12 protein-coding genes and 1 other RNA gene are annotated in these 26,755 nt (G+C 58.2%); 2 read left to right on the forward strand and 11 right to left on the reverse strand.

Going from position 1 to position 26,755, the window contains the following annotated elements:
• Positions 1–51 precede the first annotated feature (51 nt).
• The 3 genes from PT279_RS03065 to ffs all read right to left on the reverse strand — a co-directional run bounded on the left by PT279_RS03065 (position 52) and on the right by ffs (position 9,461).
• Entirely contained in the window at positions 52–4,635 is a 4,584-nt protein-coding gene (locus PT279_RS03065) for a UvrD-helicase domain-containing protein (protein ID WP_277165349.1), read from the reverse strand.
• A gap of 2 nt (positions 4,636–4,637) precedes the next feature.
• Positions 4,638–9,254, reverse strand: a complete 4,617-nt coding sequence (locus PT279_RS03070) for a PD-(D/E)XK nuclease family protein (RefSeq protein WP_277165351.1) — start codon at positions 9,252–9,254, stop codon at positions 4,638–4,640.
• 110 nt (positions 9,255–9,364) lie between these two features.
• Positions 9,365–9,461: signal recognition particle sRNA small type (ffs, locus tag PT279_RS03075), an RNA gene on the reverse strand.
• A gap of 273 nt (positions 9,462–9,734) precedes the next feature.
• On the opposite strand from ffs, the gene glf reads away from it, so the two are divergent.
• Positions 9,735–10,916, forward strand: a complete 1,182-nt coding sequence (gene glf / locus PT279_RS03080) for a UDP-galactopyranose mutase (RefSeq protein WP_277165353.1) — start codon at positions 9,735–9,737, stop codon at positions 10,914–10,916.
• Positions 10,917–11,198: 282 nt separating this feature from the next.
• On the opposite strand, the gene PT279_RS03085 is transcribed toward glf, so the two are convergent.
• Positions 11,199–15,545 (reverse strand): S8 family serine peptidase, encoded by a 4,347-nt coding sequence (locus PT279_RS03085; RefSeq protein WP_277165355.1) that lies wholly within the window; start codon positions 15,543–15,545, stop codon positions 11,199–11,201.
• Between the two features lie 310 nt (positions 15,546–15,855).
• Positions 15,856–16,998, reverse strand: a complete 1,143-nt coding sequence (locus PT279_RS03090) for an inositol-3-phosphate synthase (protein WP_277165357.1) — start codon at positions 16,996–16,998, stop codon at positions 15,856–15,858.
• 286 nt (positions 16,999–17,284) lie between these two features.
• On the opposite strand from PT279_RS03090, the gene PT279_RS03095 reads away from it, so the two are divergent.
• Positions 17,285–19,615 (forward strand): transglycosylase domain-containing protein, encoded by a 2,331-nt coding sequence (locus PT279_RS03095; protein ID WP_277165359.1) that lies wholly within the window; start codon positions 17,285–17,287, stop codon positions 19,613–19,615.
• Positions 19,616–19,777: 162 nt separating this feature from the next.
• Here the strand turns inward: PT279_RS03095 and leuA are convergent, their stop codons facing one another.
• From leuA to recR, 6 genes are all read right to left on the reverse strand, one after another.
• On the reverse strand, positions 19,778–21,688 hold the full coding sequence (leuA, locus tag PT279_RS03100; RefSeq protein WP_277165361.1) for a 2-isopropylmalate synthase: 1,911 nt from the start codon (positions 21,686–21,688) through the stop codon (positions 19,778–19,780).
• 292 nt (positions 21,689–21,980) lie between these two features.
• Complete coding sequence (locus tag PT279_RS03105) at positions 21,981–22,601, reverse strand: DUF5701 family protein (protein WP_277165363.1); 621 nt, start codon at positions 22,599–22,601, stop codon at positions 21,981–21,983.
• Between the two features lie 329 nt (positions 22,602–22,930).
• Positions 22,931–24,004, reverse strand: a complete 1,074-nt coding sequence (locus tag PT279_RS03110) for an aspartate-semialdehyde dehydrogenase (RefSeq protein WP_277165365.1) — start codon at positions 24,002–24,004, stop codon at positions 22,931–22,933.
• A gap of 403 nt (positions 24,005–24,407) precedes the next feature.
• Positions 24,408–24,950 carry an ACT domain-containing protein gene (locus PT279_RS03115; RefSeq protein ID WP_277165911.1) on the reverse strand — a complete coding sequence of 181 codons (543 nt, stop codon included), beginning with the start codon at positions 24,948–24,950 and terminating at the stop codon, positions 24,408–24,410.
• Between the two features lie 161 nt (positions 24,951–25,111).
• Positions 25,112–25,876, reverse strand: coding sequence for an aspartate kinase (locus PT279_RS03120; RefSeq protein WP_277165367.1), 765 nt, complete (start codon positions 25,874–25,876; stop codon positions 25,112–25,114).
• Positions 25,877–26,149: 273 nt separating this feature from the next.
• Positions 26,150–26,752 carry a recombination mediator RecR gene (gene recR, locus PT279_RS03125; protein ID WP_277165369.1) on the reverse strand — a complete coding sequence of 201 codons (603 nt, stop codon included), beginning with the start codon at positions 26,750–26,752 and terminating at the stop codon, positions 26,150–26,152.
• Positions 26,753–26,755: the final 3 nt, after the last annotated feature.

Below are 26,755 nucleotides of genomic sequence, written 5' to 3' on the forward strand. Positions count from 1 at the left end.
GAGCCACCACACAATATAGCACCAAGAGGCATATATCCCGGGTGTCAACGCCTAATCTTCGTCGCTGCACAACGGTATTCCGGCGTTCAGCTCCTTCAGGATCTCGAGCGCGGATTTGGGCTCGGCAGGTATCTCGCGCCTATCATCACGAGCCTCGCTCACATAATACAATGTGGCGTCTATGCTGTTCAGCGCAACGTTCTTCATCCGGGCAAACATCAGCCGGTACATGTCGAGCTGGGCCAGTTTTCGGTCGATGCCCTCCTGCTTACCGGGCTTTTTGCCGGTCTTCCAATCCACTATGGTGAAACGCTTCGCCGGGTCATTTTCATCCAGCCCGCCATAGAAAACCGCGTCAAGCTTGCCGTTGACAATGCGGTCGCCGAGTTCGGGAATGGCGACGACGATCTGCTCTTCGGCGGCATATGGGCGCCGGGCCGCCCAACGCCCGTCGACCAGCCTGCGCTGCCAGGTCAGAATCTTACGGTCGGTGGCGGTTTGGTTGGCCTCCGGGTTCTGCTCGGAATACTCGAGGCCAGCGATCAGCGAGGCCCGGGTCTCAGACTGATTACCGCCGGCTACAGCTGAAATGCCATCATCTGCCGGCATATCGGCAACCCCATCGACGCCAAACGCATTGACGAAACGCTCTGCCCAAGCATGGAAACGGGTGCCGGCCTGCGCGGCGGGCGAGGCCACACGAGGAACGGGACGAATGAGGGCACGCCAATAATTCTGGCTTTCCCTCTTGCTCATATTGCCCGCGCTGGCCTGCAACGAGGTGACATTCTGACGCCTGCTGGCAAGAATACGTTCGCCGCGGCGACGGACCTCGATATCAAGCGCGTTGATGCTTTCAGCCTGGGAACCCTTTTCGCGAGACCGATCAACGGGATTGTCAAACATAGCCTTACCGTAGCCGCCTTTGGCGGGGTCACTGGCGATGCGTTGGTTGGAGGCACCGGCGTTGCGCTCTTGCACGATCTGCATCGATGGCATCAGATCCTCATCGGCCAACAGCATCTGTGTACGTTTGGCCAGCGACTGGCCTTCCGGCAGTTCGACGGCCATGCGATTCACGGCAAGCGAGACGGCATCAGTTTCGACCTGCGATCGGGGCTGGGATTCGTTGCCGTCCCTGGCCTCCCTCACTAGACAATCGTGCATCTGCCGGGTCAGCGTGGCCGAACGATGCAACCGCCCGGCCATCTCCTCGCTCATCGAGGCAGGCCATGGCAACGGCTTGCCCTCCTGCATAACATCCTGATCAAGAGGTGTCTGCCAAGCCTCTTCGACAATGGCCCGTTCGTATTGGCCTGCCTGCGAACCGACGAAAAGACCATCCGGTTTCGGCGCTCCCAAGTCCGACAACGTCGGGTGAACGGGCGGATTGGCTTCCGTAACGTTTTCGGTATCGGTATCGTTGTCTGACGCAACCGCGGAATGAACACTTTGCGACGTTTCTTCGCCATCCGCGGTTTTCATATCGAGCACGTTGTCACTGCCATCATCGCAAGGTTGTGTATCCACTTCGAGTACGACCGCATCATCACGATAGACCAACGCATCATGGACCTCGGTGAAGAAATTCGACGGCTTGGATTCGTGGCCGGTACCTGCGGCCTCCGGATCGCGGGAAAGCTCGGCGTGGCGGCTGTAGGTCATCAGCACCTCTTCACGGGCACGGGTCAAGGCGACGTAGGCGAGCCGACGTTCGTCGGCATGAAGCCTGCGGCCGTATTCCTCTTGTTGCGACAGATACGTTGCGCCATCGCCGGCAGCCGGAGAGTCCACTTCCCCATCAAGCGTATTACAATCAGCGCTCTCCATAGCGTCGAAAGCGCGCATCAGCCCTTCAGACTCATTGCCCATGATCTCCACGTTGGAGAGTTTCCGCAAGGCTGCAAGCGGATCGTCGCCGACCCCTGCATCATGCGGGAACCGAGGCAGGATATCGGCATCGGCGCGTACCGGCACGGGCACGGCGGCGGGATTATCCAACCAGGTGTTGGCGGTCTCATGATATTGCGGCGACTGCCAGACCCCGTCTTTCAAACCGCCGATATGCTCATCGTCCAAATCCACCTTGAGCCTGTCGCCCTGATTAGAAGGGAAACTCGTGGCCTTCATGCCGACGATGGCGACGGAATCCCATTCAAGGCCCTTGGCCTGATGGATGGTCATCAGTACCACGTCGACCGGATCGTTGGGGACCGCTGCCGTATCGTCGGGAATGCTGCTCAGCGAATCCACCCAGGAAACGAACCCGCGCAACGTGGGCGTGGCGCCTTCCGTGATTTCCTGGGTATAGGTATTGACCAAATTCACCAAAGCGTTCATCGACGAGCGTGCCAACGACGGTTCGACCGGCCTGTCGGATTCCTGCAACGCCCGGGCCACGACCGTGTCGATATCGAGGTCGAGCGCCTCAACCGCAGTCTCGATGATTTCGGTGAGCGAATGGTTGATGATGGCATTGACCTGCCGCAGGACCCGCGAGGCATGGCGGATGGCCTTAAGCCCGGAAGCAGAGAACAGCGAGGCGATGCGAGGGGAATCAAGCGAGGATTCAAGCTTGTTATCCATCAGAAGATCAGCGAGGAAAATCATGTTGGGCACCTGGTCACGATGCTCGGCAACCAGTTTTGCCTGCTCGCCCGGCTTGGCATCACCCGGCACCAGACCGGCCTCAACCAACGCGCGGAAACGGTATTCGTCATTGCGACGACCGGCAAGCTTGGCCAAAGCACTCAAGTCATGGCTGCCCAGGCCGAAACGGGGCGTGGCCAAAAGCCGCATCAGGTCTCCGGAGTCTGTATGGTCGGCGACAACGTGGAGCAAGGCCAGCACGTCACGGATTTCCGGGCGGTCCAGCAGCGCCGAATATCCGACGGTCAGCGTCGTCAACCCCGCTTTGCGCAGTCCTTCGGCGAATTGTGGCATATTCTGCTTACCACGGAACAGGACGGCGACATGTGGGCGAACGTCCTTCTGAGACGGGTCGGTTGGCGTATGCCGGGCGATGGAGGTCTTGGCAAACCGCGCAACGGCATCGATTTCCTGACCAAGCGTGTCGAAACCGAGCACACCCAGCGTACCCTCTTTGGCATCGTCAATCGTGGTCAGCGCCGGTACCGGCACCTCGCGCATCGGCGAACTCGAGGGGATGCGGTCCGGGATGCGCAAGGGCTGGGTCAGATCGTTGGCCGCTTCGAGCACCACTCGCGAATTGCGCCGGGTGACGCTTAGGGAATACGGTCTGGCAGTCTCGTCCATGCCGAAATTACGCTGAAACATGCGGAAGGCACCGGGGCTCGCACCTCGCCAGGCATAGATGGACTGAAAGGGGTCGCCCACGGCATTGACCGCGGAACGTTCCGATTCCGCTTTCCGGCCTTGAGAGCGGACCGACGAAAGACTTTTTGGAGCGCCGGAAACGCTCACTGTTTCCAGCTGAGAATGATCAGGATGGAACAGAGCGGCAATCAGCGCGGCCTGAGTGGTGGACGTATCCTGATATTCGTCGAGCAGAACGTGCGTATAGCGATGTCGGAGGCGCTCCCCGATTGACGGGAAACGGGTGATCAGCGCGTACGCGGCCACCGTGAAATCGTTGAATTCCGCCATATTGAGCTGCCGCTTGCGTTCGTGGTAACGCTCGACCAAAGTCAGCAGAATCTCACGCTGCCTGGCGATATCGCGCAAGCCTGCACTGCGATAGACGGCCAGTTGGTGGTATTTCGTACGATACTGCGCGATACGATCCGCAAATTGCTCGTCCGTATCCTTTTTCCTGCGCTTCGGCGGTTTACCGGTTTTCGGCTCGTCCTCGGGAACGGTCTCGTCGCCGATGGCCGTATCCATCTGCGCGATGAACGCCTGGTCCCACTCGCGGATTCGGGCAATGGCCTCGGGAACGCTGGCGCAATGCTCACCGATCATCGAGCCGATGATGGCGTTGGAGAGATCCAGCATTTTGGTGACGATATCAGAAAAACCGCCAAAACCCTTACCACGCAGGATATCCATGTTCTCGTCGATGACGGTGACGGCCAGCTGGTGGGCCCCGGCCTCGCTCATCGGCTGGGTGTTCTGGTCGAAGCCGACCAAAAGGCCGTACTGGCGCACGATGGATTGGAAGAAGGCATCGTAGGTGGAGACCTGCGGCTTGAGGAAAACGTTGGCGCGATGCGGATTGCCGGCAACGTTTACATCGGTTTCGTTCATCCGGGTATTTTCGGCCACAGCGCTTGACACGCGACCCAGCAGTTCGGAGGCGGCCTTTCGAGTAAAGGTCAGACCGAGAATTTTCTCGGGCGGCACACCGACCTTGATGAGGTTGATGATGCGACGGGTCATGGTGTAGGTCTTGCCAGACCCCGCACCGGCGACCACAAGCACATCATCGCCTTGAGGCGCATTGATGACCGCCGCCTGCTCGGGGCTATCAGTATTGGTGGTATTGGTACCATTCACAGCTTTTGCGGCAATGCCAGCGTTGCCGGCATTACTGGCATTGCGAGCTTCAGCAGATTCATGACTTGCGTTGCCGCGGTTATTACTATCAGATATATTCATGCCGACATATACGCCGTCGATGTCATTGAAGCGGCTTAATTTCTCGTCTCTAGCCATCTTTAGCCTCTCCTCACTTCGTAGACCGTGTCCACCTCACCGGCGCAGGCCGGGCACACTGTTTTCATGTTGCACCAAGCCACATGGTCAGGTTGCGGACGGGCAACCAGAACGCTGGAACGCGAAGCTGCGGCGGCGTAGAAGATGCGCGAGATCATGGTCAGCGCCCAAACCGCCTGGGTGCCACGCAACGACAAGAACTGCTCCCAGGCATGCGCGCTCACACCTTCCGGGGCATCTGCGAGCAGGTCTGGCAAATCCGCCAGCTTTTGCAAATCAGAGTAATGGCTGCGCTTGATGAAACCGGTGCTGTTCAGAGTTCCCGCATGGAAAAGCGGCGGCTGGAACAGCGTTTCAGCGGCTCCGTAGCTTTGCGCGGGAGCGGTGGCCAGATCGACATCGAACAGGGCGCTCTGGGTGATTTCTGGCATGGCCTTGAGCGCTTCAACGCCACGCAATCCGGCATTGGGCAAAACAGCCGAAGTCCCGTTTCCGTCGGTTTTCTGCGAATGATTCGCCTCAGGGAACGCCAGGCCGAGCTGATAGCAGACCAACTGCAGGTCGTTGAACATCTGTTTGCCGTCGTGCTTATGCCCGGTTTTCCAATCGATCAGGCGCACGTGCGTTTTGCCATCCCCCAAATCTCGCCATTCCATGCGGTCGATGCGTCCGGTCAGACGTATCTGTAAGTCAGGGCTCATGCCCTCGGGCCAGCCGCCGTTGAGCAGCCCCATGATGCTGGCAAGATCGTTGGCATCGATCGGATCGATGCCGTCGATGGCGTTATAGGCCGCACGAATATCGTCAAAGCCGAACCGTGCGGCGAACTCATACTCGCTATCCGCATGCCGCAAACGGCCCACAGCGAAGTTCTTAAGATTTCCGTATGGATAATCCGTATCGTTCGAGGTCACGAAATAGGTGGCGATATCGGTGAGCGTCTGCTCGGCGCCTTCGTCCTTGCTTTCGGCACGATACCGCTGCTCGGGGTCGTCGATGGCGTTAAGGTCATCAGCAAGCCCGTGGTACATATCCATCATGCGTGTCGTAATCGCTTTGATACGGCCATCTTCAGAGCTGTCCGCCATGAAATCGGGGGCGTCAAGGCCGGCCTCGTTGGCAAGCTGAGCCACCTTGTGTATCAACGTTCCGAAACTGGTGGCAGCATTGGATGGGCGGGGGCCGGCAAATTGACTTTCCAACATCCAGCAGACCGGGCATGCCCAGATCCTGTCGACCTGCGAGGGCGAAAGCGTGACCGTTGAGGCCGAGGACGATGACTTTTCAGCGTTTAAAACGTCCTGCGGGTTTTGCACAACCGACACAGAGACGGGTTCGTTGGCTCCATCACGATGTGATAATTCCATTCTGTTTGCATTTCGTGCGACTTTGGATTGTGCACTAACTTGGTCCTGCGTATCGAAGGTATACGGCCAACTATCGGGGTCGGCGGCTCCAAGTCCGGCATCGTCAAGCAGTGCCAACGTTGCGGCGGCATCACGGACGCGAGCGGAAGATGCGATGTCAGGCGCGACAGCCAGTTGCGAGAAATCGGCCTTGACACCCACAACGCCAGCCGTGCCGGCATTCTTGTCAGCCTCACGGCCGGCGACTTCATCGGTTTGTCCGGAAGCGCTTCCGGTGATATCAGCCTGATGCATCAGCTCGATGCGAGAGGCCGCCACCAACCCGCGCGGGTCGGTATCAAGTCCGGCAAAACGGCCGGAATCCGCCAGTTGCGCATAATCCCGGGTTTCAAGGTCGGCGTCACGGACACGGTCGAAGCGTTCAGGCACGTAAGTATAGAGAAAATCAGACGGCACGGTGTCATCGCTCAGCACAGCACTCAGACTCACCTGTTCGCTGGCCCTGCTCAGCGCCACCAGGAAGCTTTTCTGCTCGGCGGAAAGTACTTGGGCAAGTTCCGGGTCCCCTCCGGCTCCACCCGCCTCATGCTCGTCGCGCATACCCCCGTGCAAGACGATGTCGGCCAGGTTTTCTCCGCCGAACATGGTGTTGCGGGCGGCGAGATTCGGCCAAACGTCCTGTTGAACCCCGACGATGAACACGAAGCGCCAATGGCCGCCGGCGGATCCTGCGGGAGTGGTGAGCGTGACCGCCTGGTCGACGGGCGCGACCTTGGCCAGCGAATCGGCTTCAATGCGCATCGAACGCACGCTGGAAATGAAATCCTCGACGCTCTGCTTCGCGCCGGAACCCGAGGCATAGGCGAAAAGCCGCATCATCACGTCGAGCCTGTCGTTGGCGGCCCGGCCATCGGCGTTGTTCGCGAGCGCCTGAACCTGCCAAATGTCGGCCACATGGCAGGCATCCCATGCCAAAGAAAGCGCATACTGCGGCTCGCGACTCGGCAAAGCGGACATCCCCTGCTCGACCTTGGCCACCAAATCCCAGACATGGGCGAAGGCGCGAGAATAGGCGTCGTCACCCACCTTGCCGATCAATTGCAACACAGCTTCGACGTCATCAACAGAATCAGTTTCAGGTCCGGCAGAGCCAGTGTTAGCGTCAACGGAAATATCCGATTCCAGCTTGGCAGAGCCATCTGCAAAGTCGGTTTCCAACCCGGAACCATCGAATTCGAGCATGATATACATCGCATCCAAGCCGAAGGACATGTCTGCTTCATCCCGGTCAGAGGCACCTTCGACAAGGCTGTTATCCACTTCGACACCATTTGCCGGACGCTGCGCGACAACCCGCTCACGTAGCTGCTCCCAAGTGGCTTGCAAGCGCGGCAATTGCGCGGTGACATCCAAAGTATGCTCGTCTTCGTCGGCACGTGTCGACGTGGCTTGACCGTTCATTTCGCCGTCGATCACTTGCGCCAATGAAGCGATGGCCTTCATCACCGATTCCACCGGTGCCAGACGCGCCGGCGAGATCGGGCCATAAGCCGCCGAAGACGAACGCAGACCAACCAACGGGCTTTCCAGCAAGGTCTGTACTCGGCTGCGCACATATTTTGCCGCTTGTGTCAACGACATACCGGAAGCGCCGATGCCATCATGTCGCAATCTCGCCAGTTCCAACAGCGCGAAGAGCCCTTGCACGCTCGGGTCGTCCTTCAGCGGCTTGGTGACCGCCGAATAACGCACCGGCACCCCATCGCCGCGCAGCCTCTCGCCGAAAGCCCGCACCATGTCGTTGTCGTGGGCGATGACGGCCATATCGTTCCAGTCACGGCCAGCGCCAAGATGCGCCTCTTTGATACGCCAGACCACATCGTCCAACTCCTCGCGCGGGTTTCGGTAGAGCAGAGTTTTTACGCTGCCATCCCCTGGCTTGGAATCGTCCGCATCCAACGCCTCGATTGGAAGAGCGCCTGCCAGCCGCGGCAATTTTCCAGGTCGATCCGGCAATGCCACGGAAGTATCCTCATTAGCTGCAATGGAAAGCGAAACGCGCGACGCCAGCAGGTCGAGATAAGAAGAATAGCCAATACTACAAATCGAGCGCACAGGCAACGTCATCAGCTCTGCCGAAAGCGGTGGCTGCTGCGCACGCGTAAACAGATATTCAGGATAGGAACCGCGGAAGGTCTGCACGGCTTCGTCGGGATTGCCGACCAGCAGCAACCTCACTCCGCGCCGCGCCAACGCCTCAAGGAAAGAGAGACCGGCCAAGGTCAGATCCTGGAAATCGTCGACCGCTATAAACTTCGGGAGTGCGCTAGCGGCGACCTGCGCGGCAGCCCGCGCCCCTTCGACCAACAGACGCGAGGAATCGAGGCGGAACTCCCCCGGATATCCTTGAACCACCACCTGCGAATACTCACGTCGTAGGGCGAACGCCAACCGCCATTGAACACCAAGCCGTTCCACGCGCAGACTGTAGCCAGCGCCGGAATTCTGCGATTCCGCAAGCATCGCGAGAACCTCGTTCTCGCGTTCGGCGCTCAAACCCAGCTCATCCATGCGAGCCAGCATGTCACGCAATTGCATGACAAATGCATCGTTGATTCCACGCGCGAAAAGGGCGTCGCTGGAACCGATACCCTGCGAAACGGAACGAGACTGGCCCGCTTCCACTTCCGCCTTTGGCTTTTGACTGTCAACCATAGAGCCACGGGACTTGCCGGCCGCCACGCTTCCGTCATCGCCATAAACGCTATTGACCCAGTCGTCGGCGGCGAAATACTGCCGCATCAGCTCGCAGGTATCGCACAATTCGCCGGAGCGGGCATGGCCGACGTGGACCGCGACCACCTGCCGCAACAGCGCATCCTGCTCAGCACCGTTCAGTAGTTTCGGCAGGGGCTCGCGCATGTTATCACGAATGATTGAAAGCAGACGAAAGGCGATTGCCGAAAGCGTGGTGACCGGCCGGGCACTCGAAGCCGAGCCGATGGCACGAATGATCCGATCGGAAAGTTTATCGGCCGCCTGCCGCCCCGAAACCGCCATGAAAACCTTTGAATCGTCGAATCTCGAAATGCCTTCATGCGTCGCCGCGAGCGCGAACTCGGTTTTCCCGGAGCTCGGTGCCCCCGCCACCAGAAGCGCATGGCCAGCCGTTTCGGAACCATCATCCAGCAAAGCCTTCACCGCGTCCATTGCGGAGTAATCGCTGAAATCCAACATATCGTTCCCACTCATAGCCATAGTTCAAAGTCTAAAGGCCGGTGTGGTCGCATATTACGAATTCCTTGATAAACGAACCAAGATACCAACCGTTGGAATCGACACCGATCCGGCTGGCTTCAAAGACAAGAAAACCTTCACGCACCCGACAGAGGCCACTTACCCTTGCTGCATTCCTGCCCTGGGGGGATTGGGTGACATAACGCCACGTGAAGGCTTAACCAGTATACCCCATGCCCGGATAAAGCCGTTGCAGCGGGTTGCGGCAATAATTACTTGCGAAACCGAAGAAAGCTCAGATAAACGAGGAAAAACAAGCCGAGTAGTACTATGGAACCGTTAATCGCCGAAAATCATATGGCCACGTACATAGCGGATGACGATTGTACAACCCGTACCGATTGAATCCATCCGTGGCCGGAAAACGTCGAAAGACGCATTCCAGCCAGACCACGCGAACCGAAAGCCAGTTATGGGGCGGAAAGGGAAATTGAAATGACCGATAACGAAAAAGGCAAATCACTGCCGGATTTGGTGGTGGTGGGAGCCGGGCTCTTCGGATTGACTGTTGCACAGCAAGCGGCAGAGAACGGACACACCGTCGAGATCATCGACATCCGGCCGCATATCGGCGGCAACGCTTATTCCTATATGGACAAAGAAACCGGCGCAGAAATCCACCAGTACGGCGCGCACCTTTTCCACACCTCCAACGAACGCGTGTGGGACTATGTCAACCGCTTCACCGAATTCACCGACTACCAGCATCGCGTCTACGCCACGCACGACGGTGAGGTCTACCCCATGCCGATCAATCTGGGGACCATCAACCAGTTCTTCCACTCGCACTATACGCCGGCCCAGGCGCAGGAGCTCATCGAGGAGCAGGCGGGCGAGCTGGCCGGCACTGACCCGAGCAATCTGAACGACAAAGGCATCCAGCTTATCGGCCGTCCGCTTTACGAGGCGTTCATCAAGAACTACACGGGCAAGCAGTGGCAGACCGACCCGGCCGAGCTGCCGGCTTCCATCATCAAACGCCTTCCGGTGCGTTTCACCTACGACAACCACTATTTCAAGGACACGTGGGAAGGCCTGCCCAAAGACGGCTACACCGCCTGGATGCAGCGCATGATTGACGACCCGAAGATTCACGTCACCTTGAGCACCGACTTCTTCGATGAAAGCCAGCCACTCAACAAGAAGGCGCTGCTCGGCCGCGTGCCGATCGTCTACACCGGTCCGGTCGACAAATACTTCGACTATGCGCTCGGCGACCTGAAATGGCGTACCGTCGATTTCAAGGAGCAGCGTTACGACGAGGGAGACCACTTCGGCTGCCCAGTGATGAACTTCGTGGATGCCGACGTGCCCTATACGCGCGCCATCGAGTTCAAGAACTTCAACCCGGAGCGCAAGGAACAGCAGAACCCAGACAAGACCGTGGTCTGGGAGGAATACAGCCGCTCGGCGGGACGCGACGACGAGCCCTACTACCCCATCAACACCGCCGACGACCAGAAGCTCTATCAGCAGTACAAGGATTTGGCAGCCAAGGAGCCGGAAGTCGTTTTCGGCGGGCGCCTCGGCACCTACGCCTATTACGACATGCATCAGGTCATCAACTCGGCGCTTATCGCCTACGAAAAAGAAGTCGACCCGTTGTTAGACAAGTAAGAGCAGCCGCGCTGCGTTACCGCGTCTTTCTGGCATTCCAACACCGAAATGCCGGAAAGACGCATTTTTATTCCTCGCATGCGTCTTTCCTTGCGCCAAAACGCAGGAACAGCAAAGAAGACGTATTTTGCATATCCCAAAGCGCCTTTTCAACACAAGCCTATTGGACCGCCAAGAAAGGCAAGATACACAATCGCGTTCGTCCCATGGAATATCAGGACGAACGCGATTGCTCATATCAGTCGATCACCATAGCGTCTGCTACGAGACGACATCGGGTGCTCAAAGACGCATCATATGACGACGCTTTGCGAACGACACCGCAACACCTCCGGCAAGCAATGTCACCGCAGCCAGCAATTCGAAGACAACCGACGAACCGGTTGTAGCCAAACCGCGAGATCCGCGAGACCTGCGAGAAGAGCGGGACGACAGCGACGCAGCCGAAGCAAGGCCGGGAGCAGCCGAGCCGATTCCTGGAGTCGCAGGCCCCACACCGGCGGAACCGCCTTCGAGCCTCTGCAATCCCTGTTGGGCCTGCTTGAGGGCGACGGTGGCAGCCACGACATCGTTCTTTGCGGCATTTGGATTCGCCAGAAGACTCTTGGCCTGAGCCAAGGCCGAAGCGAAGGCACGCCACGAGTCGGCCGTGTAATCGGATTGATTGAGACTGGAAGCGGCATCAACGGCTGCTTGCAGCACGTCACGATCGCTCTGTCCGGCCACCTGTTGCGCCAGGGCATGCTCAGCATTCCTGAGCACTGTGGTCGCCGTATCGACGTCGCTTTGCGTCGCGTCCTCGTCGGCCATTACCGTCCTTGCCGAAGCGAGAGCCGTCTGAAGCTGCGACCATGAAGCCGCTGTGTAATCGGCTTCGTTCAGACGGGCGGCCGCATCGATGGCGGCCTGCAGATCCGTCTTGCCCGCTCGCGATGCCACATCCATCGAGAAGGTCTGCGCATCGCTGTCAGGAGCCTGGCCCAATGTGTGGACCAGAATGGTGGCCGGAATCCGCTCATCAATGCTACCGCCCTGAGCAGAAACCTGCGGGGCAGCCTGAGCCATGTGAACCGGAATGGTGGTTCCGTTCTGATCGGGGAATTCGAAATCGCCGTTGCTGCCCAAGCCTGTATTGCCATACCACATGGCCGGCTTGATGGCATCAAACTTCGTATCGCTGAACGATCCGACCTCATCGACCGTCTGGTTTGTACCCAAATAGGACGATTCGACCTTATAGGACATAGGTGCGCTCGTGCTGGCAGAAGTGACATCGGCCAGATCGTTCAACGGCACCGTGACTACAAGCTGGTTGGAATCATTGACAAACTCCGGGTCGATCTCGACCTGGTCGACAATCGTAGTGCTGCCGCCACTGACCTTGGCTACCAAGGCGATCGCAGTATCCAGCTGGTTGCCCTGATATCTGAGCGACGGTTCGATGATGCGATCGATCTGTCCGTCGCCGTTCGTATCGATATCGATGTCGAAGTTGAACCCGTCAGCCAGATGGCTCCAGGATTTGTCGGTGACAATGCCGAAACTGACGGCGGCATTGGTGGGGTCGCTGACCTGAGGCGCGGTGCTGGAATAGCCGATGGCACGAATGTCATAGGCTTGGGAACCACGCACCGGCCAGCCGGCCGCAACCTCATCGTCCTTTGCGGTCTCGGAATCGGTTGCTGAAAGCACCAGAGGAATCTGGCGAGAAACATACTTCTGGTCGCCGATGCCCTGCGAAATGCCTTGCCCGCCGGTCACCAGGCTCTTGCTTCCGTCCGACGCCACCGCATAAGTGGTATTGGTGTTGGAAACCGGCTTGGGAGCCACGGCGACGGCCACGCGTAACGGCGAAGCATTCGGCGCGGAATCGGTCGGGGTCAGTTCGATCACACCGGTGGCATCGGTGACGATGGCGCTGGCGATGCCTTGCGCGCTATCAGTCTGGGTGTCGCCCACGGTGTGACGCAATGCGGACTGATTGGGAATGCTCAGGTTGATGTCAAAGTTCGCGCTTCCGTTCGCGGGAACGGTGACGTTGCTCGTGCTCAACGTGTAATTGACGCCGGGCGTCTGTGTACGGGGCAGGTAGGCCACCGAGAAGTTGCGGGCAACGCTGGAAGTGTTGCTGACCGTAATGGTCTTCTTGGCGCTGTATCCGTTCTGGCCTACCTGGACCACGCCGAAACCGGCCGTGACCGCGGAAGGATCGTCAGAGGAGACCTGGACCGGGTTGTTGACCGCGGCAAGGGCATCGACGCGACCGGTACCCACGCGCATCGGGCCATAAGTCTTGGCGTTGGGGGTGTGATCGGTTTTGATGTCATGGGTGGCGGTGTTGATCATCTGTTCCTTGACCTGCGATGCACTCCAATCGGGGTGCGCGCCACGCACAAGAGCGGTCACGCCGGAAACCAGCGGAGTCGCCATCGAGGTGCCCTGCATGACTTCCATGCCGTTGCCGCTTCCGGCCGAAGCCGAACCGATGCCGACGCCGGGAGCTGCCACATCGGGCTTGATGGTGCCGTTATAGGAGCCATGGATTCCGCGGGAGCTGAAATCGGCGATTGTATCGGCGATTTCACCGGAGTAATCGTTTTCCTGGGTCTGCTTCAACGCGTCACCGAGCTGCACGCTCACCCCACCGGCCTCAATGAGAGAGTCAAGGGAGATGTCGTCGGAATCCTGCTTGATGATCTGGAAGCCGGGGATGGTCGAGTTGCCGGCGATTCCGGCCGCGGGCACATTCTGCTGGGAATCGAAGATGATACCTACGGCCCCTGCGTGCTCGGCATTGTTGAACCGGGCCCTCGAACCGCACGAGACGTTGCTGTCGTCCCAGTGCACATAAGCGATCTTGCCGTTTACCGCAGCCGCATCGGCGGAAGAGTAAGCCTTGCAGCCTTCGGCGTTGTCGTTGGGATCATCCGTCGACCCCTTGATGGCGACAACCGGAGCGGTGACGTTGAAGCTGCCGGTGAAACTGGACGAATACTGTCCGGCAAGGTACCTGCCATTAATGACGGAAGGACCGGCGGTGACCTTGATGGCATCCTGCAGGATCATACCGGTTTCGCTGGCGGCGACGGTCAATGCACTGCGTGCGGAGCCCGGAGAACCCAGAATGTCGGTATAGTCGCCGTCATTGCCGGCGGCGATCACCGAGACCACGCCGTCTTTGGAAAGATTGTCGACCGCTGCCGCATCAGGTTCGTCCCCTTGCGAGAAGGAGGAGCCCAACGACATGGAAACGATGCTGATCTTATCGGCGGGAGCGCAACTCAGGTTGTGCCTGGAAACCCAATCGAGGGCTTCGAGCGTCAGTCCGGTGCTGCCACCGTTGTCGCCGAAGACCTTCAACGAATACAGACCGGCCTTAGGCGCGGATCCCGGACCGATCTTCATGCTTTGCACATCGCTGTTGTTCAACGAGGTGTAGTTGCCCGAGAATCGGCTTCCACCTGCGGTAATGCCATAACCTGCCACAGTACCGGCCACATGCGTGCCGTGGTGGCCTCCCTCGCCATCGATCGGGTTGGCATCCGGGGTGGGGGTGTCGATCATATGGCCACTAGAATCATCCGAACCATAGACCGGGCCTGCGAAATCGTAGCCGCCCTTGAATTTGCTGGAGTCGAGCAACGTTTTCAGCGTCGGGTCCGTCAACGGATCTGCGGTGGATGACAGAGCGGTCTGATAGGCGGAAGGAGTGCCTACGCCACCGAAATCGGCGTGGGTATAATCCAGGCCGGTATCCACCACGGCCACATTGACGCCTTCACCCGTCTTGCCCGTCTGATTCCAAGTATTGACGGCATTGATGAACTGATCACTGTGCTTGTTGTATGGAACCTCGCCGGCATCCTGCGCTGCAGGCTGGGCGCTCGATTGCGTTTGCGCCGACCCTTGAGTCGCACTCGGAGCCTCGGACTGGACGCCAGCCTTGGGAGTTTCATCGGATTTCGGATCAGCGACTTTGCTGCTATCGCCGGCGTTGCCGGTAGGAGCGGAAGTCGTATCGTTGCCGTTTGCCGGAGCCTTCGCTTCCCCATCGGCAGCCTGGGCTTTCGCAGTCCCGGCCTGCCCCAAAGTGGACGGGTCATCGGCCACGGTCATCTTCGGCAAAGACGAAACACGCAAAGCGTTCTTGGATCGTTTGACCAAATCGCGCAACGCGGACGCATCGGCGCGAACCGCCACACCAGTCGTGGAATACGAGGTCACAAAGGTCAATTGTGCGCTGGGGTCGATTTTCTTCAGCTCGGCGAATACGCCGTTTGCCGTCGCGCTGGCCTTGCTGGCCGACTGCCGGCCCTCACTGTTCGCCTGCTGCTCACGCTGCGACGACGAACCGCTACGAAGTAGGTCAAGACGATCGAGGACCTGCGTCTTTTTCTCCACTCCAGCGGTACCCGTCGTGGAGATGAAGGCATCAATCTTGCCGGACGCTCCAGCGACCGAAGGCGCGACCTTCCCCTTCTCGCCCTTGAGGACCCGCTGGTTCAATGTCAGTGCGCCACCGTTGTCGACTTCCGCGGCATTCGCCGTGGTCATCGCGCCTGCAAAGCCGGCGAACATCGAGACCGTTACGGCTAATGCCGTCAGTCCAGACCATCTTTTCCGTTTCATTTGACTTCTTGCTTCTTTCTTTTCTGTTTTTTCATGACAGATGGAATAATTATACGATGACGACTATTGCTTATTTATAGCGATTCCAAAAAACTTGTAAATCCCTGAATGAACGGCAATATCAAATCGACGTCGAACGATGTCCGTATCGAAGAAAAAGCAGGAAAATCAAGGGGTCGAAGCACATTGACCCGGTCGGAAGGACCAAAGGCCGCATGGCGGAATTTTTGAAGGCATCCGGATACGAAAATCGCCACTTGCGTAATGCAAGTGGCGACCAGGTATTGACGAATGTCATACACGCTTTAACTCAGGCGTGCCAGACATCCTTGCCATTGTCCTTGGCGGACTTCACATCGGCATCGAGTTCGGCCTCATCAGCCTCGACCTCGCCCTTAATGAACTTCTCGACCAACTGGCGGGCTTCGGAGTCCTCATGCTGCACGGCCGGGGACTTCATGAAATAGGAGCTCGGCGCGAGAATCGGGCCGGAGAGGTGACGGTCGAGTGCGATCTTGGCAGCGCGCACGGCGTCGATGACGATGCCGGCGGAGTTCGGCGAATCCCAATCCTCAAGCTTGTACTCGAGGCTGATCGGCACGTCGCCGAAGGTGGTGCCTTCCAAACGCACGAACGCAAGCTTACGGTCGTCAAGCCATGCCACGTAATCGGACGGGCCGATGTGGACGTTGTGCGGATCCATCTCGTGAGGCACGATCGAGGTGACGGCGCGGGTCTTGGAGACCTTCTTGGACTCAAGACGCGAACGCTGCAGCATGTTCATGAAGTCCATGTTGCCGCCGACGTTCAACTGATAGGTACGGTCGAGACGCACACCGCGATCCTCGAAGAGACGGGCCATCACACGGTGGGTGATGGTGGCGCCGACCTGGCTCTTGATGTCGTCGCCGATAATCGGCACACCGGCATCGCGGAACTTCTGCGCCCACTCAGGGTCGGAAGCAATGAAGACAGGCAGGCAGTTGACGAAGGCGCAACCGGCGTCCATCGCGGCCTGCGCGTAGGCCTTGTCGGCCTGCTCGCTGCCAACAGGCATGTAGCTGACCAGCACGTCGACCTTCTTGTCGCGCAGCACCTGCGCCACGTCGACCGGCTCGGCGTCAGACTCGGTGATCATCTGACGGTAGTACTCGCCCAAGCCGTCATAGGTCGGCCCGCGCAGTACCTCTACACCCTTGTTCGGTACGTCGCAGAACTTGTAGGTGTTGTTTTGCGAGGCTCCGATGGCCTCGGAGATATCCTTGCCCACCTTGAGGGCATCAACGTCGAACGCCGTCACAAACTCAATATCGCGAACCCGGTAGCCACCGAAGTTGTTGTGCATCAGGCCGGGGATCTTCTCATCATCCTTCGCGTCCTTGTAATACTCAACACCTTGAATCAGGGACGAGGCGCAGTTACCAATACCTGCGACTGCCACGCGAATACTCATATCGACTCCTTTATTTCACGTGCAAAATTCCATTTGTCAGTTTAGCCCCTCATGAAGAAAAGGCATGAGAATAAGCTGTACATGCCCCACAACGTAACGAGAATTGTATAATATATTTACGTATCAGCCATTAGGTATGAGCGAGAAAACGGCTGAAACAAAAATCGCAAAACACTAATGTGAACTACGTCACTCTTTCGTCTTCCGACAAGGAGACCACACACAAAAACCGCTTCTGGCTCTCAATCCCAGTAGTTTTTCAGGGGCAACCGTTACGGTAGTTGGCATGGTCACAGAGTTTTGCACAGTTTCGGCGCGCGCCGTGAGCCCGGGCAGAGCCAAGCCCAAACGCAACTACAGAAGCACCCGGACACCGCGCGACCAATACCGGCGCCACAGCGCCAATGGTACGCAAAAACATCCAGGCAGCAACGGCCCGCAACGCAAGGCGCCCAAGAAGCATAAGCATCGCATCCTCAAATGGACGCTGGGCATCATCGCGGCCCTCATCCTCGCCGGTATCGGCGTATTCGCCTATCTTTACGCCACCACCGAAATCCCGCTGCCGGAAAAAATCGCGATGGCCGAAAAAACCAAGGTCTATTACGCCGATGGCACCACTGAAGTCGGCAATTTTGCCACGCAGAACCGTGAGATTATCAGCTGCGACGCCTTGCCGAAATACGTCGGGCAATCCATGGTGGCAAGCGAAAACCAGACGTTCTACAAAGATACGGGCGTCGATTTCAAAGGCATCGCACGAGCCCTGCTCAACAACGTAAGCGGCGGCGCACGTCAAGGCGCCTCGACCATCACCCAGCAGTACGCGGAACGTTATTACATGGGCGACACCCACACTTATTCCGGCAAGGTGCGCGAGGCCATCCTCGCAATGAAGATCACGAAGTCGCAGGACAAGGACAAGGTCCTGTGCAACTATATGAACACCATTTATCTGGGTCGCGGTGCATACGGCATCGAGGCGGCGTCAAAGGCCTACTTCAACAAGGATGCCAAAGACATGACCATGCCCGAGTCGGCACTGCTGGCCGGCATCATTCCGGCGCCTTCGACCTGGGACCCGGCAATCAATCCCAAACGCGCGCAACAACGCTATACACGCGTCATCGGCATCATGGAAAAGCAGGGCTACATCACCTCTCAGGATGCTGCCGCCAATCAACAGATGCCACCGACTGTGCCACCGCAATCGCAGCAAAGCTCGTATAAAGGCACAAACGGCTACATTCTGCAAATGGTGCGCGACGAACTGACCGGAAGCGGGACTTTCACCCCCGACGACCTCGACACCGGCGGCTATACCATCGTCACCACCATCGACAAAGGCAAGCAGGACCTGATGTTCAACACCGCGAGTCCATCGACCAAGGAGAACGCCAGAATTTTGAACCAGGGTATGCAGACCGGGGCGATGAGTGTCAACCCGAAAGACGGCTCCATCATCTCCTTCTACGCCGGTGACGACTACCTGACCAAACAGCTCAACAACGCCACGCAGGCCACCTACGAGCTCGGTTCGACCATGAAACCCTTCGCACTGTTGGCGGCGGTACAGGACGGGGTGAGTCTCAATACGACGTTCAACGGCAATTCGCCGCGCACCTACGCCGGCATCACCCAACCGGTTCGTAATTTCAGCAACGAGCAGTTCGGATACACGAACCTTTACAACGCCACGGCCAATTCGGTCAATACCGTCTATATGGATCTGCAGGAGCATCTAGGGGCCAAGAAGGTGGCGCAAACCGCGCAGGCGGCGGGCATGAGTCCGAAACTCGTACCCGGCGACAATCCCTTCACCGTGCTCGGCAACAACGGTGTGCACGTCTCCGACGTTGCACAGGCCTACGCCACCATCGCCAACCAAGGCAACAAACCGACGCTGCATATCGTCGCGTCCGTCAAGGATTCAGGCGGCAAAGACATGTACCGAGCCCCCACCGATACCGAACGCGTCTTCGGGGCCAACGACACCGCACTCGTGGCCAAGGCGATGACAGGCACCGTGCAATACGGCACGGCCACCGAAGTGCGGAAAGTGGGCAAGACCATCGCCGGCAAGACCGGGACCGCCAACGATTCGACGGCTGGCAGCTTCGTCGGCTTCACCCCCAGCATGGTGACCGTCTTCGCCATGTGGAGCCCAGGGGCCAATGGCACGCCGCAGGAAATCCAGCCGTTGCGCGACGGCTATGGCTCAGGCGGCCAATATCCCGCACACCTGTTCACCGAATACATGAAACAGGCACTTGCCGACCAGCCAAACGAGACTTTCCCCGTCGCCCACGACGAAGGCAAGATCGGCGGCCCGGACGGCACGTGGGGCAGCGGCGCCAGGTCAAGTTATTCGAGCGAATCCTACAAACGCAGGAGCTACGGGAATAGCGACTCGAACAAATCGTCTGGCGGCACTTCAGGTGGATCGACTTCAACAGACTCCGGAGTTGGAAGCACAACCGGTTCCGGCGGAGCAGGAGCCGGAAATGGAACCGGCGAAACCCCAAGCCAAGGGCAGAACGAATCCAATGGCGGCACCGGCGGGGCGAGCGGCGGAGAAAACGGGCAACAGCAAGGCCCACAGACCCAGCAGCAATAGGCGAAAAAAGAACAACAAAAGATATGGGCTTGCATCCTCGGTGGAGCAAGCCCATATCTTTATGGCTTTAAAGTTTTAAGGTTATAGAGTTTTAGGATTTTCGCATTCCCTTTCGCTCCGGCTTTGGCAACCGGAAATAGCGGGGAATGCGAAATAGCCCTATCAGCGCATCGAGCGGTTGATCGCGGAGATAATCGCCTTCAGCGAGCTGGTGGTAATCGACGAATCGATGCCGACGCCCCAGATGATCTGCGCATTAGCTTCCCCGCCGATCTGGCACTCGATGTACGAGGCGGCCATCGCGTCGGTGCCGGCGGTCATCGCATGCTCGGCGTAATCCATGACGCTGACGGTGATACCGATTGTGGAAAGCGCATTGAGGAACGCATCGAGCGGGCCGTTGCCGGCTCCCGAGACCTCGCGCTCGATCGGGTCAGCACCATACTCGGCCCCGCGGTCGAGCAACTTGGCCTTCAAGACTGTATCGGAACCGTCCGCACCGGAAGTCACGGAAACGTTCAGAAGCTTCAAACGGCCCCAAGACTGCAACTGGTCGTCACCCTCGTCGCCCACAGCCTCGCTGGCCGCGAACGCGCCGTTCTCCTCGACCGGGAGGTACTCGTCCTTGAAGAGGCGCCAGATCTCGTCGTCCTTGACCTCTTTGTCGGTCTTGTCGGCGTAATCCTGCACGACCTTCTCGAACTCGATCTGCAAGCGCTTGGGCAGGTCGAGGTTGTGGTTGGTCTTGAGCAAGTAGGCCATACCGCCCTTGCCGGACTGCGAATTGACGCGGATAATGGCCTTGTAGCTGCGGCCGATGTCCTTCGGGTCGATGGGCAGGTAAGGTACAAGCCAGACGAAATCGTCGAGGTTGGCTCCGGCGCGTTCGGCCGCGGCCTGACGGGCTTCAAGCCCCTTCTTGATGGCATCCTGATGGGAGCCGGAGAAGGCGGTGAACACGAAGTTTCCGGCATAGGGATGACGCTCGGAGATGGCGAGCTGATTGCAGTATTCGACGGTCTTGCGAATCTTCGGCACATCGGAATAATCGATTTGCGGATCGACGCCCTGGGTGAGCATATTGAGGCCCAGCGTGACCAGATCGACGTTGCCGGTGCGTTCGCCGTTGCCCAAGAGACAGCCTTCGACGCGATCGGCTCCGGCGAGCACGGCCAGTTCGGTGGCGGCGACGCCCATGCCTTCGTCATTGTGCGGATGCAGCGAAAGAACGATGGAATCGCGGTCTTTCAGGTTGTTGGAGACGTACTCCACCTCGTCGGCGAAGACGTTCGGCGTGGTCATCTCGACGGTGGCCGGCAGGTTGATGATCATCTTGTGGTCAGTCGTCGGCTTGATGACGTCGATGACGGCGTTGCACACCTCGACGGCATAATCCGGCTCGGTTCCGGTGAATGATTCCGGTGAATACTCGTAATACAAGTCGGTTCCGCCGGCTGCACCTTCAAGATCTTTGCAAAGTTCGGCCGCATCGGTCGCGAGCTTCTTGATGCCCTCTTTGTCTTTGCGGAAGACGACCTCGCGCTGCAGGACGGAGACGGAATTGTAGAAATGCACCACGGCACGCTTGGCTCCGCGCAGGCATTCGTATGTCTTGCGGATCAAGTGCTCGCGGGCCTGCGTCAAGACGACGATGGTGACGTCGTCGGGAATGAGCTCGCGTTCGATGAGCAAACGCACGAAATCGTAATCCGTATCGGAAGCCGACGGGAAGCCGACCTCGATCTCCTTGAAGCCCATCGAAATGAGAAGGTTCCAGAAACGCAGCTTGCGCTCGGAATCCATGGGGTTAACCAGCGCCTGATTGCCGTCGCGCAGATCGACCGAGCACCAACGCGGGGCACGGCGCAGCTTTTTCGACGGCCAGGTGCGTTCGGGGTAATCGAACGGAATCTGCTTGTCGTAGGCCACATACTTGGTGTACGGCATTTTGCTGGGCTTTTGCGGTTCTCCTACGAAACGACGGGGAGGCAGCAGCAGGTCGTTGTTACCTCCATTGGATTGTGCGGCAACAGCCGCGAGATCAAATACCGATGATTCTTGATCCTGACCCATCACTCCTCCTTTTCTTGGTATTACGCACCGCAGGAAGCGATGCGATGTAACTAAATATCGTATGTTTTGATAGGCTTAATTACCTTTCAGAAACATATAAACGCTAATGATAGACAGCTCGAAGCAATAAAACCGCCCATATTCCAAGATTTGATGAGGAAAATAAAATCCGCACTCACACTAACCCACAGTTTCTATAAGATACTGTACACATTTCCATAGTTTCTTTCGGTAACCATGGGTTAGTGTGAGTCACTTTCGCGACGACAACGCATGATTGGTGAAAGAAAACTCAACGGAAGAGGGAAATACCGCGGCGGGCCTGGCAGTATGCGTTGCCAAGCCATGTGTGCCGGGAAGTCGGCCACACCGAACCCAAGCGCGGAGCGTTCTGGCTCATCCAGATGCTGGGCACGCGGCCGTCGGCGCTGCGGGAACCAAGCAGGTTGAAACCGTTCTTCTTGACCAGCCAATCAGGGTGCTGGGTGGCGATGGCGAGGCCCTCTTCAAGAGTCAGCGGCATACGCTCGTCGGAATCGATGAGCTTGCGGGCCACGTCGGGCTCGCGGTTGACGTAGGCGGTGCCGGTGTGCGGGTCGACCACCAGATAGAACGGGCCTTCCGGCGGCTCAAAACCGTCCTGCGGCAAGAAGCTAGCGACGTCGCGCGGGGGCATGGTGGTGAAGCCGGCCATGCGGTTAATGCTGGTACGGGCGATTAGTGACTCCGGACTTACCAACTCGTGGGTAGGCACCAGAAGGATGTTCTCGCCCAGATCACTGTCTTTCAAGGCATCGATCAGGGGACGCGCCAGCGCACGGAACGCCGCCGCGCTCATTTCGGCCACGTCGGGATAGCCCAATGCCACAATGCGGTCCAGTTGTTTCTGCGCTTCTTGAGATGCCTTCGACATATCTCCAGTATGTCACCTGCTCATGATGAAACACGAGGCACGTCATCTTCGTACGTTCACGACTGCAACAACACACGCCACCAGGTTCGCGCCGCTCTGGCTACTCCCGCACTCCCAGTCACGAATTATAAGAATGCGGCGAAAAGCACGAATTCAGGCTATTTTTCGTGCTTTTCGTCGCGCCAAAATCGACAAAGCGACCAAAAGCACGTTTCCAGACCGATTTTCGTGCTTTTGGTCGCATTCGCAATAAACATATGAGGAAAATCAGGATTTCAGGTCATTTTTCATGATCTTCATCGCATCACCACCGATGACGCAGCCGATGGCTATGCGCCGAAATGCTTGTGCGCCACGATTTCTGCGAGTTCAACCGCGTTGAGGGCGGCACCCTTGCGCAGGTTGTCGTTGGCGATGAAGAACGCAAGGCCCTTCTTGCCGTCGACGGCCTGGTCCTGACGGATACGGCCGACGTAGCTCGGGTCGTGGCCGGCGGCCAGTTGCGGGGTCGGGATGTCGTTGAGCTCGACACCCGGCGCGTCTTTCAACACCTCGCGGGCCATGTCGGGGGTGACGTCGCATTCGAACTCGGCGTTGACCGACATGCCGTGAGCCGTGAAGACGCCGACGCGCACGCAGGTGCAGGAGGCGGCGAGATTCGGCAGGTGCAGGATCTTGCGGCTTTCGTTGCGAAGTTTCTGCTCCTCGTCGGTCTCTTCGCTGCCATCGTCGACGATAGCGCCGATGAACGGGACTGCGTTGAAGGCGATGGTGCGCACGACCTTGGTGGGCTTGGGGAAATCAATGGCGGAACCGTCGAAGACAAGCTTATCGGCGCCTTGGTCGACGGCGGCCTTGGCCTCGTTCATCAGCTGCTCGACGCCGGCACGGCCAGCTCCGGAGACCGCCTGATACGAGCTGACAATCAGGCGCTTCAGGCCGAAGTGGGTATCCAGCGCTTTCAGGACCGGGATGCAGGCCATGGTGGTGCAGTTCGGATTGGCGACAATTCGGCGCGGGATATTGTCGAGATCGTCGGGATTGGCTTCGGCTACCACCAACGGCACCTCGTCGTGCATGCGCCATTGCGAGGAATTGTCAATGACATAGGCACCGGCTTCGGCGAATTTCGGCGCCCAGACTTTGGAGGTGCCGCCACCGGCGGAGAAGATGGCGATGTCGATGCCTCTCAAATCGGCTCTGGCAACGTCTTCGACCACAATGTCACGGTCACGCCATTTGAGCACGGTGCCGGCAGAATGTGAGGAAGCGAGAAAACGCAGGTTGTCGATAGGGAAATTCCGCTCGTCAAGTACGCGACGCATCACCATGCCGACCTGGCCGGTGGCTCCCAGCACCGCGACATTCACTTTGCGCTGTTGCGTTTCATTTGACCCGGCCATGGTATTCCCTCCCGTTCGGCGGCCACTCACTCATGGCTCGCACCGCCGCAATCTCTGATTACTGTCTGCACAAACGAAGCACAGGCGACTATATGTGCCATATCATAGCGCGAGGTACTTCGTGCCCATTGCTTGCGTACGACTATATGAGATATGTACATGTACGTACACGAGATATGTCGACCATGAGAACGAGCCGATGCAGATAAGCGACGGCGTGAAGACACAATGGAGCGGTCCCTGTTACTTCAACGACAATCAAATTACGATAGATTTAATCTATTATCAAATAAATTTTACGTTCTTACAGGCTGCTAATCCAAGAATCCGATACGAACATCGACACACGGCAAACCCCGCACAATACCGCAATATCGAATCGCAAACCGTCACGGCGCAGCGTTTAGCGACCGGTGCCGCCGTAGACCACGGCTTCCACCTGATCGGCATCGAGGCCGTAAGCCGTATGCAGCGCACGCACTGCGTCATCCAGTTGGTCGAGCGGCACGAGGGCAGCGATGCGGATCTCGGAGGTCGAAATCATCATCACGTTGATATGTTCGGCGCTCAAGGCCTCGAAGAACTTGGCGGCCAGGCCGGAATGGGTTTTCATGCCCACACCCACCACGGCGACCTTGCCCACGTTGCTATTGACGGAGTAGGAGTCGTAATCGAGTTTGGCTTTCTTGCCGTCAAGCGATTTCTCGACGGTTTTCACCGTGGAATCGGGGACGGTGAAGGAGATGTCGGCCTTGCCGGTGGATGCGCCGGCCTGCACGATCATGTCGACGTTGATGCCGCTTTTCGCCAGTTCGGTGAATACGCGTGCGGCCATGCCAGGAGTGTCGGGCACACCGCGCAAAGTGACCAACGATTCGGTGCGATCGTGTGCAACGCCGGAAATCACCGGGGTCTCCGGGCCGAGATCGGGGAAGATATCGCCCATCGACTTGGTTTCGACCTTACCGGTTTTGCCTTGATCGGTCGAATTCACGTCATTGCCTTTCGTGCTCTCACTGCTCATCGTGTTTCCTTTGCTCTCTTATCGTTGAAGTCTGTTCCGATATATTTTGTAGGTATTGTGACAACGGCATTGTTTCGAGAAATTTACTCGAGATCCGGCAGTTTCCGTGCGTCCACGCCCTCCGGGACCACCAAAGTGCCCATTCGGTGCGAGAACGAGCTGCGGACATGAAGCGGCATATTGAACCGCTGGGCATATTCCACGCACCGCAGCGCAAGAACCTTGGAACCGCAAGAAGCCATTTCGAGGATGGCATCATAACTAATCGAGGGGATGCGTCGCGCACTGGGCACGATGCGCGGGTCGGCGGTGAAAATACCGTCCACATCGGTGTAGATCTCGCAGATATCGGCCCCGAGCGCCACCGCAAGTGCCACCGCCGAAGTGTCGGAACCGCCACGGCCCAGCGTGGTGTAATCGCCGTCGGCGTTGATGCCTTGGAAACCGGCCACGATGGCGATCTTGCCATCATGCACGACGTGGGCCACACGCTCGGGTTTCACGGATTTGATGTGCGCCGCACCAAAACGGGCGTCGGTCATGAAACCGGCCTGCGAACCGGTGAACGAGTAAGCGCGTTCGCCGGCGGCATGGATGGCCATCGCCAGAAGACTCATCGAGATACGCTCGCCTGCCGTCATCAGCATGTCCATCTCACGGGCCGGAGGATTGGAATCGATGCTCATGGCCTGATCGATCAGATCGTCGGTGGTGTCCCCCATCGCTGAAACGACCACGGCGACATTGTTGCCTTTGCGTTTCGTCTCCACAATCCGCTTGGCGACGCGCTTGATGGATTCGGCGTCGGCCACGGAGGACCCGCCGTACTTCTGCACGATAAGCGCCACGATTTTTCCCTTATCTCCCTAGCGGATGGCCGATCTAAAAGACACACACCGCCAAATCTCAACTCCGGTCGGCACACGACTGATGCGCAGCAACGCCACACACCCGAGCCTTGCAGTCGGCTTTCGACAGTATTGATTGAATTATATGTCAGCACCACGCCCGATCGTGTCTCTTACCACCATGCGGGCATTCACTTGCTGAAGTTTGTGCTTCCTCGATAGTGAAACGAATCGGCGTTCAGCCTGCTTGGCCGATACTGGCCAAACCGATATTCAGGCTTCCTGACGTCCTTCCAAGGCCCGGCCCAATGTGATTTCGTCGGCATATTCCAGATCGCTGCCAACCGGCAGGCCGCTGGCAAGCCGCGTGACCTTGAGCCCGAGCGGGGAAAGCAGACGGCTTAGATAGGTCACCGTGGCCTCGCCTTCGATATTTGGATCGAGTGCCAGGATAATCTCTTTGACCTCGTCGGTTTTGAGCCTGTCCAAAAGCTTGGGAATGGCCAGGTCTCCAGGGCCGACGTTGGCCATCGGGTTGATGGCCCCGCCCAGGACGTGGTAAACGCCGCGGAACTCGCGGGTCCGCTCGATGCTCATGACGTCTTTGGGCTCTTCCACCACGCAGATGATGGAATGGTCGCGCCGTGGGTCGGAGCAGATCGGGCATGGACTGGTCTCGCAGACATTGCCACAGATCTCACAGAAACGCACCTTTTCCTTGACCTCGCGGATGGCATCGGCCAGATCCTGTGCTTCCTCGTCACTGGCCGAAAGCAGGTAGAACGCGATGCGCTGGGCACCTTTCGGCCCGATTCCCGGCAGACGCACAAAACCGTCGATAAGGCGCTGGATCGCGCCATCATAAGCCAATGCCATCTG

Origin of the sequence: Bifidobacterium sp. ESL0784, assembly GCF_029433295.1 — a bacterium.
In the GTDB taxonomy this organism is placed as follows: domain Bacteria; phylum Actinomycetota; class Actinomycetes; order Actinomycetales; family Bifidobacteriaceae; genus Bifidobacterium.